This window comes from Oceanobacillus caeni (assembly GCF_019037185.1).
GTDB lineage: Bacteria > Bacillota > Bacilli > Bacillales > Amphibacillaceae > Oceanobacillus > Oceanobacillus caeni.
Genome location: NZ_JAHHXM010000025.1, coordinates 1 through 15672 on the forward strand (window position 1 = coordinate 1; position 15672 = coordinate 15672).

Consider the following 15672-nt stretch of genomic DNA (forward strand, 5'->3'; position numbering starts at 1 on the left):
CTTCCCTAGAGTGTGATAATCAAATACATATTAAAAGTCGACTAAAATACAGTACCAACGTCACTTGACGTAGAGCCGTTTTTTAACGATTAGCCATTAACAACATCTTTTCCATCATAATGTCCACAAGACTTGCAAACATGATGAGGTTTTGTTAATTCACCACAATTTGAGCATTCTACCATACCAGGTACGTGTAATTTTTTATGAGTACGACGTTGATTCTTCACCTTTTTAGAAGTTCTTCTTTTAGGTACTGCCATGACTTACACCTCCTTTAACGGAAAAAGAAATTAATTTTCTTTCGTTTTTTTATCAAGTAATGATTGCAATTTTTGAAAACGTGGATCAACCTTACTTTTCTCATCATCTTCCGAGAGAAAATCCCATCCTTCTCCACTTAAAGAAGAATCATCTACTTCTTGATCAGAAAAAACCCTATACGGCGTTTCTAACAAGATGTTCTCCTTTATGTACGGAGTCAAATTAATCAACTCTCCCGTAATTGGATGGATTTCCAAATCCTCGTCTTCTGCACTGATATATGAAGCTGTTGTAAATATTTCCGTTGCCTTTATATTAAAAGGATAGGTAACATCAACTAGTGTACGAGCATCTGGTAAAATCATTTCTCCCTCAATCGTAAAGGTAAAAATGAATTGTTCACCACCACTTCTTACACATTCTCCATAAACATGAACAGAATCAATATTTCGTATATCATTATTCATTGTTTTAAGTTCGGAAACATCCACATGATCATCAAATGTGAAAGGTTTTTGATTCGCGTGTTTTCTAATTTCACCTAAAGTAAATTTCATTTTTTTCACCTCAAGGCAACAAGAGTAATTTTAAAAGAAAAAAAGGATTTTGTCAATATGTTTTTCTTTACACCGATTATATTATTCCCTATTTATAATGATGTAATCACTTCACTTTTTTAGAAGCAAAGAATATTAGAGTAAGGATGCGTTAATGATTTTTTTTTGTTACAATGTTTATCAAACTATTCGGGAGTGGGATTAATGAAAGCATGCGGTTTAATTGTCGAATACAACCCCTTTCATAACGGTCATGTCTATCACATGGATCAAGCAAAAAAGGTTACAAAATCTGACTGTATGATTACAGTTATGAGTGGTTCTTTTCTCCAGCGTGGGGAACCCGCAATTATTGATAAATTTCACCGAACAAGAGCGGCTCTTCGTACTGGTATTGATATTGTCATCGAACTTCCTTATGCCTACGCTGTACAAAATAGTGATATTTTTGCTAATGGTGCGGTTCAGTTACTAAATGAGATAGGAGTTTCTAATATTTGTTTTGGAAGTGAATCTGGTAATATATCTTATTTTATAGAAGCCTATGAAAACTATAAAGAAAAAGAACCGATATTTAAGCAGGAATTAAAATTAGGCCTAAGTGCAGGGCTAGCATTTCCTGAAGCTAGTAAATTGGCTTATCAGCGTATCGGTTTAACAACAAAAGAGTTGGATTTAGCGAAGCCAAATAATATTTTAGGATTCAGTTATGTAAAAACAATTATGGATCAGAAACTTGCTATCGAACCATTCACCATTCAACGAACAAAAAATGAATTTCACGATCAAATAATTACTGATAAAATTGCCAGTGCTACTAGTATACGCAAGAACCTTACGGAAAACAATCAAATCGATTTATCTGTGAAAAATACAATGCCTGAAGCAACCATTGAACAGCTTCTCCAATATAAAGAAAGTTCTGGTTTATGGCATACTTGGGAAGATTACTTTCAACTTCTTCTATACCGTGTCCTAACGATGTCATCGGAAGAATTGAGAGAGATCCATGGTGTCAACGAAGGAATAGAGCACCGCATTATGAAAACAGCTACTAAGGCAACCTCAATACATCATTGGATTGAGTTAATTAAAACTAAACGCTATACTTGGACTCGAATTCAACGGATTTTTACGCACATTTTGACAAATACAACAAAAAAGGAAGTTCAAAAGTCGTTAAATAACACTCCTCCTTATATCCGCATTCTTGGATTAACAAAGAATGGACAAGCTTATTTAAATGAGAAAAGAAAAGAAATCTCTATACCCATTATTTTCGGATTTAAAAAAAATACAGATCCTATGCTCATGATGGAGGAGAGGGCTACGAGGGCTTATTATAGTGTTTTACAAACGAATCCGAGAAATCGTTTATTTCACCAAGAAATTACTGCACCAATTATTTTAAAAAAGTAGGCTAACTGCAAAAAGTTAGCCTACTTTTTATTTTAATTTCTCTAGATAAGATAAAGCGTCGTCGAATGCGTCAACTGGAATAATCTTCATATCTGTTCCAATTTCTTCTGCTTTTTTCTTCGCAATTTCATAATTAGAATCTTTTGCTCCATGTTCATTTGGAGCAAAGAAGATGTCAATCCCTTCTCTATCCGCTGCTACAATTTTCTTATCAATTCCACCTATTCGATGGACATTTCCATCATAGTCAATTTCTCCGGTTCCAGCAATCTGATATCCTTTTGTTAAATCTTTTTCCGTAAGTTGGTCGTAAATTTCCAAAGAAAACATTAATCCTGCACTAGGGCCACCGATGTTTCCACTAGCAAAATGCACTTCGGGGTCTATTGTTACGTTTCGGTCTGTAACCAAACTAATTCCTACCCCTACTTTATCATCCAAATGATCAAAACTCTTTAAGGTTATGTCTTTCGTCAATGTTTTATCATCTCGAACAAATTTTATAGATACTACATCATTCTCTTTTCTTTGCTCTACATAATGAATTAAATCGTTTGCCTCCTTAACTGGCTTATTATCTATTCCGATAATACGATCTCCCATTTGCAGAACCCCATCCGCCGGCATTCCTTCTACAACAGAAACAACATATACTCCATTGTATTCTATCGTAATATCACTTCCAGATGCAGTATAAGCAACTACTGTAGCCGCTTCTTGCGAACTCTCCATCACTTGTAACTGGGCTTCCATATATTCTTTTTGTGAAATCCCTTCTGGAAAGACCTGATCTAATGGAAGAATTTCAGTATTTGGCATTATTTTAGCAAGTACATATTGAATAGGAGTAGCCTGAAGACCACTAACAGTAACCAGATGCATGTCCCCTTCACTTTCATAACCATCCTCGACTTTAACGATTGGGTTTAAGGCATCCGCCCCACCTGGCCTTTGAATATAATAAGGCAGTTTATAAGAAGCTAAAAAATAAGCTATTAAAATAACGAGGATGAAACTAATAACATTTTTTCTAGAAAAATTCATTCTAACGGCTGTCCCCTTCCATTCGTATCACAAGTATATATACCTGCTTTTATTCAGTAAACCTGGCACTCACGATTAGACTTAAAAGTACCTTAGTTGTACTTATGCTAACCATAAAAGATTATATTTTTTTATCTCCTAATTAATCTCTTTATAAAAGTGTATGGCATAAATATGGCAGGTATGTGCGTATATTGGTATAGACTTGTACAAAATTAAAATTCAATACCTCAAAACTTTAAGAGCGTGTTCAAAGAGAAGGATGAAAAGGACCCAGTTCGACTAAAATCGCAATGTCCTGTCCTGTGACTCCACGCGGAAAAAGTGCTTTTCTTTTTCAAGGGCGTGACGGAACTTAGTCGAAGCTCCTTAGTAACGAAGTGTCCTTTTCAACGGACTTTTTGAACAACCTCTTTAAGATTTTCATTTAGAATTATTCTACTACTGTCCAATCCTTATGTACAGAAAAGTGGAAGTTGCGCTTATGCATTTTTTTAGAAGGTAGGAAAGTATAAAAATCTTTCCCGTCTAAGGAAGTAAGTTTTATACTTTCCCATCCGTCAACAAAAGGGAAAGTAACTAGGGGGATTATACTTGAAATCAATCTTTAAAACTTTATTATTTTCTGGAATAACAGTTTTTATAACCTTTTCATTAATCAGATTTCCCGACCCCGCTTTAGAAGCTAGCATCCGTGGTCTAAATCTGTGGTGGGAAGTGGTTTTTCCTTCTCTTTTGCCATTTTTTATTGCTGCAGAATTACTTATTTCATTCGGTGTTGTAAAATTTGTCGGTGTATTATTTGAACCCATTATGCGCCCTCTATTCAACATTCCAGGAGTAGGAAGTTTTGGTTGGATGATGGGAATGGCAAGTGGTTATCCAACAGGTGCTAAAATAGCAGCACGCTTAAGAGAAGAAAACCAAATTAGTAAAGTGGAAGCAGAACGACTTGTGTCATTTACGAATAACTCAAGCCCATTATTTATTTTTGGTGCTCTCTCTGTTGGTTTTTTTCACGATCCAAAGTTAGGTATATTATTAGCAACTTGTCACTATTTCGGTAATGCCATAGTTGGATTTATCATGCGTTTTTACAAAAGAAATGATAAACATCACACAAGAGATAAGAAACAAGCCGTATCGCTTAAAAAGGCGTTTAAAGAAATGCATAGAACAAGGGTAAGGGACAAGCGTCCATTCGGAGAAATCTTAGGGGACGCGGTTTTAAATTCCATTAAAACCTTAGTTATGGTCGGTGGTTTTATCGTATTATTCTCTGTCCTTATTAAGATTCTTTTTCTTGTTGGAGTTTCATCCGTCATTGCGAGTATTTTAGGTAGTTTACTAAGTATTGTTGCTTTACCGGTAGACTATGGATTACCCCTTCTATCTGGTTTATTTGAAATAACTATCGGTGCTGATATGATTTCTAAAATAACAACGGATTCTATATTTCAACAAGCTATTTTAATCAGTTTTATTCTAGGATTTAACGGATTTTCCATACAAGCGCAAGTAGCTAGTATTTTAGCAAAAACAGATATTAGTTTCTCACCATATTTTTTCGCTCGTATTCTCCACGGTACTATCGCTAGTCTACTTGCTATCATTCTGTATAAACCACTTTATCTTGATAGACAAGTTGTAGAGATGAAAGATATGCCTGTATCAGGGGCCGCATCGGATAATGTATGGGTTACGGTTTATAATACAATACAAGACACCGGTCCCTTTATTACATTGGTATTCTTAGGTATTGCAGTATTAATCATATTCAAAAGGAGCGCAAAAAAGGATGTTGCGTAAATGAACACAACATCCTTTCATACCTTTTTGAATTTTTCTCTTAGTGCCGATTGTACAACTTCAGGTATCAAACCCGAAATATCCCCATGGTATTTTGCGATTTCCTTAACCATACTGGAACTTAAGAAGGAGTATTGATTATTTGTCATCACAAATAAAGTTTCCACCTCTGGATTTAACTTTCTATTCATTGATGTAATTTGCATTTCATATTCAAAATCACTTACCGCTCGTAACCCTCTAATTACAACATCTGCATTTTTTTCTTTCGCATAATCCATTAAGAGATGACTAGAAGAATCGACAGAAATATTAGGTAGATAACTGGTTGATTCTTTTATCAAATCCATTCTCTCTTGCACTGAAAACAACGGTGACTTTGCTTCATTATTAAATACTGCAACAATTACTTGGTCAAAAATCCCCGAAGCTCTTTCAATAATGTCCAAATGACCATTAGTAATCGGATCAAAACTCCCCGGACAAATTGCTAACTTCCCCATCATATAACCCCCTATTATTTTTACTTCATCTTTTTTTATAGATAGTTATTCCAATTGTTCCACCAAAATTATCTTGTTTTATCATCTCTAAAGAAGAATCTATATCTGAAAAATCTTCATTCCATTCATGTTCACAATAAATAATACCATTATCATTTATTAAATTGTATTCCAATAGCTGATTTATTAATTTCACATAATCCATTTTTCCATAGGGAGGATCTAATAAGACTAAATCAAATACCAATTCTCTTTTTGCCGCTGCTTTCAACGCTCTAAATGCATCTGTACGGTAAATTTCTACCATATCATCTAACTTTAATAACTTAATATTTTCTTTTATTGTATGTATTGCTTTAGGATGCTTGTCTACAAAAATTCCTTTTGTCATCCCTCTACTTAAAGCCTCTATCCCTAATGATCCACTTCCCGCAAATAAATCTAACACACTTCCCCCATCAAAAAAGGGTCCTAGTATTTGAAAAACAGCTTCTTTTACCTTGTCTGTAGTTGGTCTTGTAGATTTACCTGGAACAGCTTTTAACTGCCTTCCTTTATAATTCCCAGCAACAACTCTCATGTTGTACACACCTCTATTAGAACAACCTAGTAACTATTCGTTTTAATCCTACCATAAAAATAGCACCCTGAAAACAATTAACAAATTATATTTATCATGTATAATATAAAACTCATATGTACATAATACATACTGATACAACTAATAATTGGTTGTTTCAAACACGGAGAAGACTTAAACTTCCCCATAAGTTCTTCCTCCGGTTTCTCCTCTCCCTTTGCCTATTTGTTTTTCATTGAAAAACAAAGGGAACCTGCAGAACATAGAGTTTCTGCAGGTTTATTTTTTAGCAGAAATATAGCTTTTTAATCTTTTCTTCAAAAAGACCACTTTAAGCTGTTACGCCCAGCCTCTTTTATTAAACTATATTCCCATCTTGTAATCGTATTGTTTTGCTTTATCAGGTTTAGCATTTTCATAATCGGTTCGAACAAATGGCTTATAAGATCTTTCTACCTTTGATATAAAGGGTAGTTTTGATAATTTTGTTTCAACATATTCGATATCTGCTTGATCAACATAAATAACCGCATATTTTAATTTTTTTGAAGCGTAAATTAAATTACCGTGTCTTTTAATTTGTTTTAAATTTTTCATATGCTGAAACCAAACAATTAAACCTTGTCGATTAATCCTCATGTTCTGATCCTCACTAAATAATATTATGATTATGTATAAAAAAATAATAAAGAAGACTTCCATCAGCGGGAATTTCCTTCATCCCCACTGATGGTTAGTCTGCACTTATCGACCTTTACGAGCACAGTTGACTCCCAACTACCTTCTTTGTTCCTCAGAAGGCTTGTGGTGGGAGTCTTACTTGCCCGTTTACGTGAGATAAATAACGAACCTTCAGTATAACTGAAGGCTAATTCTATATAATTTATAAGCTACACCCACATGCTCCACCATGCCCACAACCACTGTCTGTTAATGCAGCGCCATCTTGTGGTGCTTTGATTTGTACACTAACACTTTGCGCAACAAATTGACTTATTTCATCTAGTAATTTTTGTAGGTTGCGTTCGGCAATTTTGAACTTGGCAACTTTATCGTTCATATCCATTTTACGTTTTGTGGATCTAACTTTTTTCATTATTTCATTATAATCTGGATGGTATCTTCCAAACCGTTGAATATCGTCGTAATGGATTTTCATATCGTTAAAAGCCTTAATTAGCGCTTGCGCTTCTTGGTCTTCATCAAGAGCAACTCGTGATTTCTTATAATCCTCCATCACTTCAGAATCTAGTACCATCTTTCCGATTTTTTCGGAATGATCTAGAATCTCTACATATTCCAAAGTTGCTATCATCCAAACACCTCCAGAATTATTTTATCATTTATTTATCCGTCTGAAAACATATTCGAAACTTTCTACCGACCTTTAATCCTTCATTAAGCCAGCAAATTGTGCAAGCATATTGATCATTTGAACATTATTTCCGATTTTTTCAATGCGTTGAGGAAACGTTTTTCCGTAAAACTTTTTTGCTTCTTTTTCCATTTCATCTAAGCAATTGGGATCCCTCATTAAATAACGGTACCAAATTGGATTATGCCTTCTAAAATGAAGTAAATCATCCCTATTAGAGAGATATTGATAAAGAGTTGGATCCATATTATTAGCCCTCCTTAATCTTGAAACCAGTTAAAAGGCCGGGATTTTTGCGGTGGTTGTTTTTTCGTTTGTTGAAATTGGTCCACTAATTCCTGGACTGCTCCAATTGTTTTACTTAAATTCTCTACCTGCCCTTGTATTTTATTCATGTCAATATTCTCAGTTAGCTTCATTATTTGGTTCATTAATTCAAGGTTTTTCGACTTCGATTTATCTTTTGAATCCTTACTTTTTGAACTATTATCTGTATCCTGTTCTTCTTCATACTTTTGCCAGAAGGGGTCTTCTTCTCCTAGTAAAACCCACTTTTCATAATATTCTTGCCATGACCTGCCGCTTTTTCTTATCTCTTTGAGTAGTAAAGGTTTATCATTAATAAAGTTTTTAAATGAAGCGACAGATGGATGCAATTTTGGTTCTTCCTTCTCCATAATTTCACACCTCCGCATAGTCTTTTATACTATATAAATTATGCTTTGTTCCCTTAACTGTGCGAAAGTAAAAACTAACTATAAAGCTTGCGCTAGGAAATTCTGTGTATAATATAAACGATATACCCCAACCCCAATATGCGTATAGTCTTCACTTAACAATGCTTCACGATGTCCTTCACTGTTCAGCCAACCTTCCATTGCTGCCGGAGCATCTGTATATTGTGCCGCAATATTTTCAGCTGCAGATAAATAAAATACCTCTTTTTCTGCTAATCTTTCCTTTAACCCTTCACCATCTAATCCAAAATGTGAGAAATAATTATTTTCCGCCATATCTTTGCTATGATCATATGCTACTTTTCTAACTGTATTTTCCCATTTTAATGGTTTACTACCTTGCCTTACTCTCATCACATTTGTTATATCAAATACTTGTTTTTCCATTCCATTTTCAACCTTTTCCCATTCTTGGTCATTTAATTTAGGGGCTTCAGGTAGACTTCCACGATAAACAATTTCGTATGGTTGATGCATTAATAACACATCCGCTTTCAAAATCCTTATAGATGACAACTTTTTAGTAAATGTATCAAAATATAATTGCATAAACGTATCATCTGATAGTTTTACTAATGGGCTTGTTTCTACATCCTCTTTTGTCAAACGAAATATATAGGAAGATTTTGAGTCGCTGTATTCCACTTCATTTGAAAAGCCGTATTTATCAGACAACTCTTCATACGCTTCCCCAATAGATATAGAATCATATTCCATTTGATCACCTATTATATAAACCGAAATAATTTTTTCATTTAATATTCCAAATTGAAGATACTCTGAATAACCATTTTGATAGACCCACCAATCATAACCATAGGCACTTGGATCTTTGCGTTCAGGCTCTCCAAACTCATTTAATAATTCACTTTTTGAGAGTCCTATCCAGCCAAGCATACTTTTATTAAAATCACTATCTGTATTTGACTTTGATTGAAGTTTTATCATTTTACTAGAATGATCACTTACTTTTTCAATTGTTTGACAGGAAGTTTCATAGGAGTTCATAAAAAAAATCATGATAAATGCTAAAATAGTAATGATAAGTATTCCTTTGAAAACCCGCACTGGACGTCCCCCTCTTCTCTTATCAAATGAGAATTTATAATTCATTCTATGTTCATTGGAGCTGATTCATTCTTTTTCTCTATCATTTTTACTATAATCCTCTTGTATTTATCTCACCTCAAGCTTCTAGGGAAACAAAGGAGGTAGATGGGTACCAACTGCCCTTAAAGTGCGACTAACCTTTAAGTGGGGGATGAAGCAAAACCACTGATGGAAGTCTTCTTTATATCAATATTCCATTATTAAAAATATTATCAATTGCATCTTAAGCGTTTTCGTACTATTATAAGTTAATGAGGACTATATGGAGGTGAATAAAATGAGAATTGAAAATACTGGTATTGATGATATGGTTGTAGATTTAAAACCTTTAGATCATCTTACAGGTAAAAATGCCTTTATTCGCGCTGGTCAATGGGATTATGAACGTGTAACGTATGATTACAAAATTGGTTCAAAAGAAAAGAATATTACATACTATATTCGTATTCAAGGTTATGCACTAGAAGGAGATGTCGATAGTGGAAACGCTGTAATTAAATTGCTTACTCCACTATTAGGTAAACATTATTACCCACATGGTATCGAATATGGAGAAGAAGAAAACTTCCCCTCTGACATTGTAGAGCGTGCAAACACATTGCTTACTAAAGTAGCTTCGGATTTAGTACCTTACAAAAAGGATTAATAGAAAAGGTGAGAACTTAAACAAGTTCTCACCTTTTTCTATGTAAGTAAGAAAATATATAATTTAGCTTTTTAAATCATCTACCAGCTCCAGAGCCTGCTCTAAAATCCCCAAATTGCTCTAAACAGATTTGTAGTTTCTCCAACACCCCAAAAAACATATAGAAATAGATAAACCATTACTCCTGTAATAGCCGTTGCGAACCAAATAATAGCAGTATATGGTCCAATCTTTCTATGTTTCGTGATATTTCGCTTAAAAGCAAGTGTCAAAGTAATAATCCCAAATACAGCTCCAGTAGTCGCTAATATAATATGGAAAATTAAAAAGATGGTATAATATATTTCTAAATCTTTAGGCCCTCCGAATGAGGTATTTCCCAAAAAAATCGTTCGAGACATATAAATAATAAAAAATAATAACGCACTAATTGAAGCTGCAATCATCGTCTTTTTATGTGCTTTCTCTTTCCCTTTAGCGATAAAGTTCCAACCAAAAGCCATAAAAATCGCACTTAATACAATAAAAAACGTACTTATCGTTGGTAAAAAAGGCATATTTCTCTAATCTCCTCTCATAGAATATATTTGCTTAATGTGTTTCTATACTAGAGTTGTTACTTGGTAATGGATCAATTTTAGTTCCTTCAGATTTAAACCAATTTAAGAGTATACTAACTAAAACAGAACCATATACAATTTCCTGAATAACTTTCATAATAATTCCACCAAATTGTTGATCAATCATAGTGCTTAATGGTGAAAACATCTCTGGTCCAGATAATGAGGAAGAAATACCATTTAACACATCTGTCGGAACACATAAGCTTAATGCTGTTAACCAAGCGCCTTCACTCGAATATGCTGCATATAATGGGGATGACGCAAAAATAATTAACGCACAAGCAGGAGTGATTAATACACTATTCGCAAAGATATACCCTATTTTAAGTAATGGTTTTAAATGGTCATATTTTTTAACAGGGTTTAATAATGGTAACCACATGATAAACGCTGCAAAAAATAGAATTAAATGAATCAGTGTATGGGCAACTGGTGTTGATTTAGAAAAATTAAATACAATTGGAATATGATAGATACTAAAGAGACCATTAAAAAATAACATAGAGATAATAGGTCTTGTTAAGAATCGAATTATATTACCAATTATATTCGCTTCATAAACTTTTTTCCAAATCCATGTTGGTAAACCTTTAATAATCAAAATAGGAACAAATATGATGAATACAGCCATTTGTATCATATGTGTTAATAACATGATATGCGATAATAAATCGATGGGCGAGCCTTTTGTAATATATATCAATACTAAACCTAAATAAAAAGAAAATTGCTGACTTGTTGTAGGTTTAGTATCCCCCCCAAATCTCTCATGATATGGTCCAGTAACGAAATAATAGATTAAGGCAAGGCTGATAAGAAATAACATTAAATAGGGACTCCATAGCGCTCTGAAACCAAATATCTGCAGTTCTAACCACATAAGCATTCACTCCATAAGGGTTTTATCTTCATTATACAGTATCCATTTCATATAAACCTATTAAATTTGTGAAGAAATACAAACAAATAACATTAAAAATGATTTGAATTTAACTTAAAAGTTATTTAAAGATAATAAAAAGATCGGGAACACTATCCCGATCTTTTTATATAGGTTTTTACCACCAAATAATTGTAGTAAAGGTAAGAACTGTTACAGCCGCAATCCAAATACCACCATAAATCAAGGAAGAAATTACTTCATGACCTTTATCTTTCATATGCATGAAATAATAAAATTGGAATCCAACTTGTACTAGAGCTAAGATCAAAATAAGTGGTATTACATATGTCTTATTCATTCCTGCTCCGACTGCAATAAAAGCAACTAAAGTAAAGATAATCATTAACGCGAAAGTTATTACTTGATGTTTCATTTCTTCTTTTTGCTTTTGCTTTTTGAAGGAATTAATTTTATTGATATTTGCACCTGTCATAAATTAACTCACCATCCCCATCAAGTATACAACTGTAAAGATAAATACCCAAACAACATCAATAAAATGCCAATAGATAGCGAATGTGTTGTATTTTGGTGCGTTGTAAAGACTTAACCCTCTTTTTGCATTTCGAACCATTAGTGCTGTTAACCAGCTAAGACCAAATACTACGTGGCCACCGTGGAACCCAACTAATGTATAGAACGCTGATCCGAATGCTGAAGAGCGGAATGTAAAACTATAATCAGTAATATAGTGTGTAAACTCATAAATTTCAAAACCTAAGAATCCTAGACCAAGTAATGCAGTAATTCCAAACCATAATTGCATCTTTTTGAAATCATGGTTTTTCATATGATATATAGCATATACACTAGTTAAAGAACTTGTTAACAAGAGAATAGTCATAACAAATACAAGTTCTAAACCAAATAGTTCTTGGGAAGAAGGTCCACCAGCAGTTGAGTTTCTTAACGCCAAATAGGTTGCAAAGAAACTAGCAAAAAGAACTGTTTCACCACCAAGGAAAAACCATAATCCAAGATACTTATGTTTCCCCTCATGAGTAGCCTTAGCTGGATCATGAATTTCTGGACTCAAGGAATGATCGTGACTCATCTTAATCTGCCTCCTTTTCTAGATCTTCTTTATGAATATGATGACCGTGATCATCTTTCAAAGATCTTATTAGCATAGAGCCTATTGCAATTACCATACCTGCAAATAGAACAATTAGCCAAGATTTATTATCGACTTGATAGATAAATCCAAAGGAAGCTATAAAGAATCCGATTGAAATGACTACCGGCAAAATAGAACCATTAGGCATGTGAATGTCATCAAGAGGTTCAGCTGGAGTCATTTTCGTATTTCCATCCATTTTTTCAATCCAGTAAGGATCTAAACCACGAACTAATGGTAATTGTTTAAAATTATATTCTGGTGCTGGAGATGAAATAGCCCACTCTAATGTACGACCTGTACCCCATGGGTCATTAGCAGCTTTTTCTCCTTTAGCTGTTGTGTAAATAATATTAATAATAAATACTATTGAACCAGCAGCCATAAAGAATGCACCAATTGTACTGATAAGGTTTCCTGTATCCAATCCTTGGTTTTCTAGGAACACCCAATAACGACGAGGCATACCCATTAATCCTAGGAAATGTTGAATAAAGAAAGTTAAATGGAAACCAATAAAGAATAACCAAAATGCAATCTTACCCATAGTTTCATTAAGCACTTTACCGAAAAATTTTGGCCACCAATAATGTAAACCTGCTAAAATACCGAATACTACCCCACCTACGATAACATAGTGGAAATGGGCAATAACGAAATAGGTATCATGGTATTGGAAGTCAGCAGTCGAAGCACCTAGCATTACCCCAGTCATCCCACCAATAGTAAATGACGGAATAAATCCTAATGCCCATAACATTGCTGAATTAATTTTAATACTTCCACCCCACATGGTTGCAAGCCAGTTAAAAATCTTAATACCAGTGGGTACTGCAATAGCCATTGTACCTACCGCAAAAATAGAGTTTGCTACGGGACCAAGACCTACTGTAAACATGTGGTGAGCCCAAACCATAAATCCTAGAAACGCGATTAAGAATGTTGCAAATACCATTGATGAATACCCAAATAAACGTTTCTTAGAGAATGTCGGAATGATTTCACTAAAGATACCGAAAGCCGGTAGAATCAAAATATAAACTTCTGGGTGCCCAAAAATCCAGAATAAGTGTTGCCAAATAACAGAGTTACCACCAAGTGCGACATCAAAGAATGCTGATCCAAACATGCGGTCAAACTGAAGTAAAAATAAACCTACAGTTAATGCTGGGAACGCAAATAGAATAAGAATACTAGCTACAAAAGTAGTCCAAGTAAATAGCGGCATCCGCATGTATGTCATTCCCGGTCCACGCATAGTAACAATAGTAACAAGGAAATTAATTCCCCCCATTAATGTACCGGCGCCAGATAATTGTAGACCCATAACATAATAGTCTAAACCGTGACCTGGTGAGGAAGTAGACAATGGAGCATATCCAGTCCAACCAGCATCAGGTGCACCACCGAAGAACCAACTTAGGTTCATTAAAATACCACCAAGTAAGAATAACCAAAAACCTAGTGAATTCAAGAATGGAAACGCAACATCTCGCGCCCCAATTTGAAGTGGCATAACACCATTCATAAAACCTAATAACATAGGCATGGCCGCAAAGAAAATCATTGTTGTACCATGCATTGTAATCATTTCATTGTATAAACCTGCACTAATAAAATCATTTTCTGGTTTAATTAGTTGAATCCGTATAATTAGAGCTTCAATACCTCCAAGCAGGAAAAAGAATGCACCCGCCGCTAGATACATATTACCGATTTTTTTATGGTCAACAGTTGTTAAATAGTCCCATAAAATAGCACCGAAGCCCTTTTTCTGAGTAGATGCTATACTCAAAACATTAACCTCCCTTTGTATGTCTTTCATCCCAAATAACTTTAGTCAATAATTCCGCCTGCACTTTCAGGATTCACATCTGAATGGTCTAATTGCATTAAGTATTCAGCAATTTTTTCAGCTTCATCTCTTGAAACTTCAGGGTAATTACCAGTCATTTTATTTCCTGGTTTAATTGACTCAGGATCCATAATCCAGTCTACTAAGTTTTCTTTTGTAGGTTCTAAAATACCTGCAACTGCAGTACGGTTTGCGTAGTTAGTTAAATTCGGACCAACTGCTACTGGTGAAGAACCGATTGCATGACAAGCCATACAATTATTAGCTTCAAATAAATCCTGTCCTTCGGATGCAACCGCATCTTGTGGCTTTTCTTCTGGATTCACATTCTTCATATCTTCAACCCATTGATCAAATTCATCTTGGCTAACTGCAACAACTTTAAAGTCCATCAATGAGTGTGATGGGCCACAAAGCTCCGCACATTTACCCCAATATACCCCTTCTTCATATGCTTCTATAAACATTGTGTTTACGTTCTCAGGGTTAGCATCCATTTTCCCAGAAATAGTTGGTACCCAGAATGAATGGATAACATCAGATGATTGAATATCTAGGTATACTTTTTTCCCAACTGGAACATATAAGTCCTGACTTGTTTGAATTTCTTCACCTTTGTAATCAAAATGCCACCAGTATTGATTACCTGTAACTTCAACCTTTATAGAACTCTCAGCTTCTGCAGTATCGGCTAAATCAAAAATAGTGATAATTGTTGGAATAGCTAATACAAATACTAAAACAATCGGTATTGCAGTCCAGACAATCTCTAAAGTGTGATTTCCCTCTACTTGTTTAGGGATATAATCTTCTCTCCCTTTCTTTTCGCGGAATCTAACTACAGCTATCGTAAAAATAATTGCTACAATTATAAATACCGCAGTCATGATAACGATAGAAAGAATCATGATATCCATTGATTTTTCTGCTCCATATCCTTTTGGATCTAGAGCTGTTAAGTTTTCTTTACCACATGCTGATAAAACAATTGCTGTAAAACTTAACATTAGTAAAGTTTTCAATTTTCCCATCCAATGACTCATGTATTCATACCTCTCTTTCTCCTTATGTCTGATACATTTATAAAATT

Annotated in this window: 19 protein-coding genes; 3 read left to right on the plus strand and 16 right to left on the minus strand. The window is 34.3% G+C overall.

Annotated features, from left to right (window positions below):
• Positions 1-89: 89 nt before the first annotated feature.
• Positions 90-263 carry a 50S ribosomal protein L32 gene (gene rpmF / locus KM885_RS12725; RefSeq protein ID WP_047186378.1) on the minus strand — a complete coding sequence of 58 codons (174 nt, stop codon included), beginning with the start codon at positions 261-263 and terminating at the stop codon, positions 90-92.
• Positions 264-293: 30 nt separating this feature from the next.
• Complete coding sequence (locus tag KM885_RS12730; protein ID WP_047186379.1) at positions 294-821, minus strand: YceD family protein; 528 nt, start codon at positions 819-821, stop codon at positions 294-296.
• Between the two features lie 204 nt (positions 822-1025).
• Between KM885_RS12730 and KM885_RS12735 the strand changes: the two genes are divergently transcribed.
• Complete coding sequence (locus tag KM885_RS12735; protein WP_216884101.1) at positions 1026-2240, plus strand: nucleotidyltransferase; 1215 nt, start codon at positions 1026-1028, stop codon at positions 2238-2240.
• 27 nt (positions 2241-2267) lie between these two features.
• On the opposite strand, the gene KM885_RS12740 is transcribed toward KM885_RS12735, so the two are convergent.
• Positions 2268-3284: a SepM family pheromone-processing serine protease gene (locus KM885_RS12740; RefSeq protein ID WP_216884102.1), complete on the minus strand. Its 1017-nt coding sequence runs from the start codon at positions 3282-3284 to the stop codon at positions 2268-2270.
• Between the two features lie 594 nt (positions 3285-3878).
• On the opposite strand from KM885_RS12740, the gene ylbJ reads away from it, so the two are divergent.
• Positions 3879-5093 carry a sporulation integral membrane protein YlbJ gene (ylbJ, locus tag KM885_RS12745; protein WP_204797818.1) on the plus strand — a complete coding sequence of 405 codons (1215 nt, stop codon included), beginning with the start codon at positions 3879-3881 and terminating at the stop codon, positions 5091-5093.
• A gap of 17 nt (positions 5094-5110) precedes the next feature.
• Here ylbJ and coaD read toward each other — a convergent pair whose 3' ends face one another.
• The 7 genes from coaD to KM885_RS12780 all read right to left on the minus strand — a co-directional run bounded on the left by coaD (position 5111) and on the right by KM885_RS12780 (position 9356).
• On the minus strand, positions 5111-5596 hold the full coding sequence (gene coaD, locus KM885_RS12750; protein ID WP_204797819.1) for a pantetheine-phosphate adenylyltransferase: 486 nt from the start codon (positions 5594-5596) through the stop codon (positions 5111-5113).
• A gap of 25 nt (positions 5597-5621) precedes the next feature.
• On the minus strand, positions 5622-6185 hold the full coding sequence (gene rsmD / locus KM885_RS12755) for a 16S rRNA (guanine(966)-N(2))-methyltransferase RsmD (RefSeq protein WP_338113680.1): 564 nt from the start codon (positions 6183-6185) through the stop codon (positions 5622-5624).
• Between the two features lie 354 nt (positions 6186-6539).
• The gene (locus KM885_RS12760) at positions 6540-6815 is read right to left on the minus strand and encodes a YlbG family protein (RefSeq protein ID WP_047186419.1); all 276 of its coding nucleotides are present in this window, start codon (positions 6813-6815) and stop codon (positions 6540-6542) included.
• Positions 6816-7059: 244 nt separating this feature from the next.
• On the minus strand, positions 7060-7491 hold the full coding sequence (locus tag KM885_RS12765) for a YlbF/YmcA family competence regulator (RefSeq protein WP_047186385.1): 432 nt from the start codon (positions 7489-7491) through the stop codon (positions 7060-7062).
• 72 nt (positions 7492-7563) lie between these two features.
• A complete protein-coding gene (locus KM885_RS12770) occupies positions 7564-7797 on the minus strand; it encodes a YlbE-like family protein (RefSeq protein WP_047186386.1) in 234 nt (77 codons plus the stop codon).
• A gap of 14 nt (positions 7798-7811) precedes the next feature.
• The gene (gene ylbD / locus KM885_RS12775; protein ID WP_060669220.1) at positions 7812-8228 is read right to left on the minus strand and encodes a spore coat protein YlbD; all 417 of its coding nucleotides are present in this window, start codon (positions 8226-8228) and stop codon (positions 7812-7814) included.
• 78 nt (positions 8229-8306) lie between these two features.
• Positions 8307-9356 carry a CAP domain-containing protein gene (locus KM885_RS12780; protein WP_216884103.1) on the minus strand — a complete coding sequence of 350 codons (1050 nt, stop codon included), beginning with the start codon at positions 9354-9356 and terminating at the stop codon, positions 8307-8309.
• A gap of 319 nt (positions 9357-9675) precedes the next feature.
• Between KM885_RS12780 and KM885_RS12785 the strand changes: the two genes are divergently transcribed.
• Positions 9676-10044, plus strand: coding sequence for a YugN family protein (locus KM885_RS12785; protein ID WP_047186389.1), 369 nt, complete (start codon positions 9676-9678; stop codon positions 10042-10044).
• Positions 10045-10145: 101 nt separating this feature from the next.
• Here the strand turns inward: KM885_RS12785 and KM885_RS12790 are convergent, their stop codons facing one another.
• The 6 genes from KM885_RS12790 to coxB form a co-directional block, all read right to left on the minus strand.
• Entirely contained in the window at positions 10146-10601 is a 456-nt protein-coding gene (locus KM885_RS12790; RefSeq protein WP_047186390.1) for a DUF420 domain-containing protein, read from the minus strand.
• Positions 10602-10635: 34 nt separating this feature from the next.
• Complete coding sequence (gene ctaG, locus KM885_RS12795) at positions 10636-11547, minus strand: cytochrome c oxidase assembly factor CtaG (RefSeq protein WP_047186391.1); 912 nt, start codon at positions 11545-11547, stop codon at positions 10636-10638.
• A gap of 178 nt (positions 11548-11725) precedes the next feature.
• Positions 11726-12043: a cytochrome c oxidase subunit IVB gene (gene ctaF, locus KM885_RS12800; RefSeq protein WP_047186392.1), complete on the minus strand. Its 318-nt coding sequence runs from the start codon at positions 12041-12043 to the stop codon at positions 11726-11728.
• A gap of 3 nt (positions 12044-12046) precedes the next feature.
• On the minus strand, positions 12047-12664 hold the full coding sequence (locus KM885_RS12805; RefSeq protein WP_060668688.1) for a cytochrome (ubi)quinol oxidase subunit III: 618 nt from the start codon (positions 12662-12664) through the stop codon (positions 12047-12049).
• Between the two features lies 1 nt (position 12665).
• A complete protein-coding gene (ctaD, locus tag KM885_RS12810) occupies positions 12666-14522 on the minus strand; it encodes a cytochrome c oxidase subunit I (RefSeq protein WP_204797821.1) in 1857 nt (618 codons plus the stop codon).
• A 41-nt stretch (positions 14523-14563) separates the two neighbouring features.
• A complete protein-coding gene (coxB, locus tag KM885_RS12815) occupies positions 14564-15625 on the minus strand; it encodes a cytochrome c oxidase subunit II (RefSeq protein ID WP_060668686.1) in 1062 nt (353 codons plus the stop codon).
• Between the last annotated feature and the right edge of the window lie 47 nt (positions 15626-15672).

Excerpts from the sequence above, each read along its gene's own strand:
- rpmF (WP_047186378.1), bottom strand. The coding sequence starts at position 263 with ATGGCAGTACCTAAAAGAAGAACTTCTAAAAAGGTGAAGAATCAACGT.
- KM885_RS12730 (WP_047186379.1), bottom strand. The coding sequence starts at position 821 with ATGAAATTTACTTTAGGTGAAATTAGAAAACACGCGAATCAAAAACCT.
- KM885_RS12735 (WP_216884101.1), top strand. The coding sequence starts at position 1,026 with ATGAAAGCATGCGGTTTAATTGTCGAATACAACCCCTTTCATAACGGT.
- KM885_RS12740 (WP_216884102.1), bottom strand. The coding sequence starts at position 3,284 with ATGAATTTTTCTAGAAAAAATGTTATTAGTTTCATCCTCGTTATTTTA.
- coaD (WP_204797819.1), bottom strand. The coding sequence starts at position 5,596 with ATGGGGAAGTTAGCAATTTGTCCGGGGAGTTTTGATCCGATTACTAAT.
- KM885_RS12760 (WP_047186419.1), bottom strand. The coding sequence starts at position 6,815 with ATGAGGATTAATCGACAAGGTTTAATTGTTTGGTTTCAGCATATGAAA.
- KM885_RS12765 (WP_047186385.1), bottom strand. The coding sequence starts at position 7,491 with ATGATAGCAACTTTGGAATATGTAGAGATTCTAGATCATTCCGAAAAA.
- KM885_RS12770 (WP_047186386.1), bottom strand. The coding sequence starts at position 7,797 with ATGGATCCAACTCTTTATCAATATCTCTCTAATAGGGATGATTTACTT.
- ylbD (WP_060669220.1), bottom strand. The coding sequence starts at position 8,228 with ATGGAGAAGGAAGAACCAAAATTGCATCCATCTGTCGCTTCATTTAAA.
- KM885_RS12785 (WP_047186389.1), top strand. The coding sequence starts at position 9,676 with ATGAGAATTGAAAATACTGGTATTGATGATATGGTTGTAGATTTAAAA.
- KM885_RS12790 (WP_047186390.1), bottom strand. The coding sequence starts at position 10,601 with ATGCCTTTTTTACCAACGATAAGTACGTTTTTTATTGTATTAAGTGCG.
- ctaG (WP_047186391.1), bottom strand. The coding sequence starts at position 11,547 with ATGTGGTTAGAACTGCAGATATTTGGTTTCAGAGCGCTATGGAGTCCC.
- ctaF (WP_047186392.1), bottom strand. The coding sequence starts at position 12,043 with ATGACAGGTGCAAATATCAATAAAATTAATTCCTTCAAAAAGCAAAAG.
- KM885_RS12805 (WP_060668688.1), bottom strand. The coding sequence starts at position 12,664 with ATGAGTCACGATCATTCCTTGAGTCCAGAAATTCATGATCCAGCTAAG.
- coxB (WP_060668686.1), bottom strand. The coding sequence starts at position 15,625 with ATGAGTCATTGGATGGGAAAATTGAAAACTTTACTAATGTTAAGTTTT.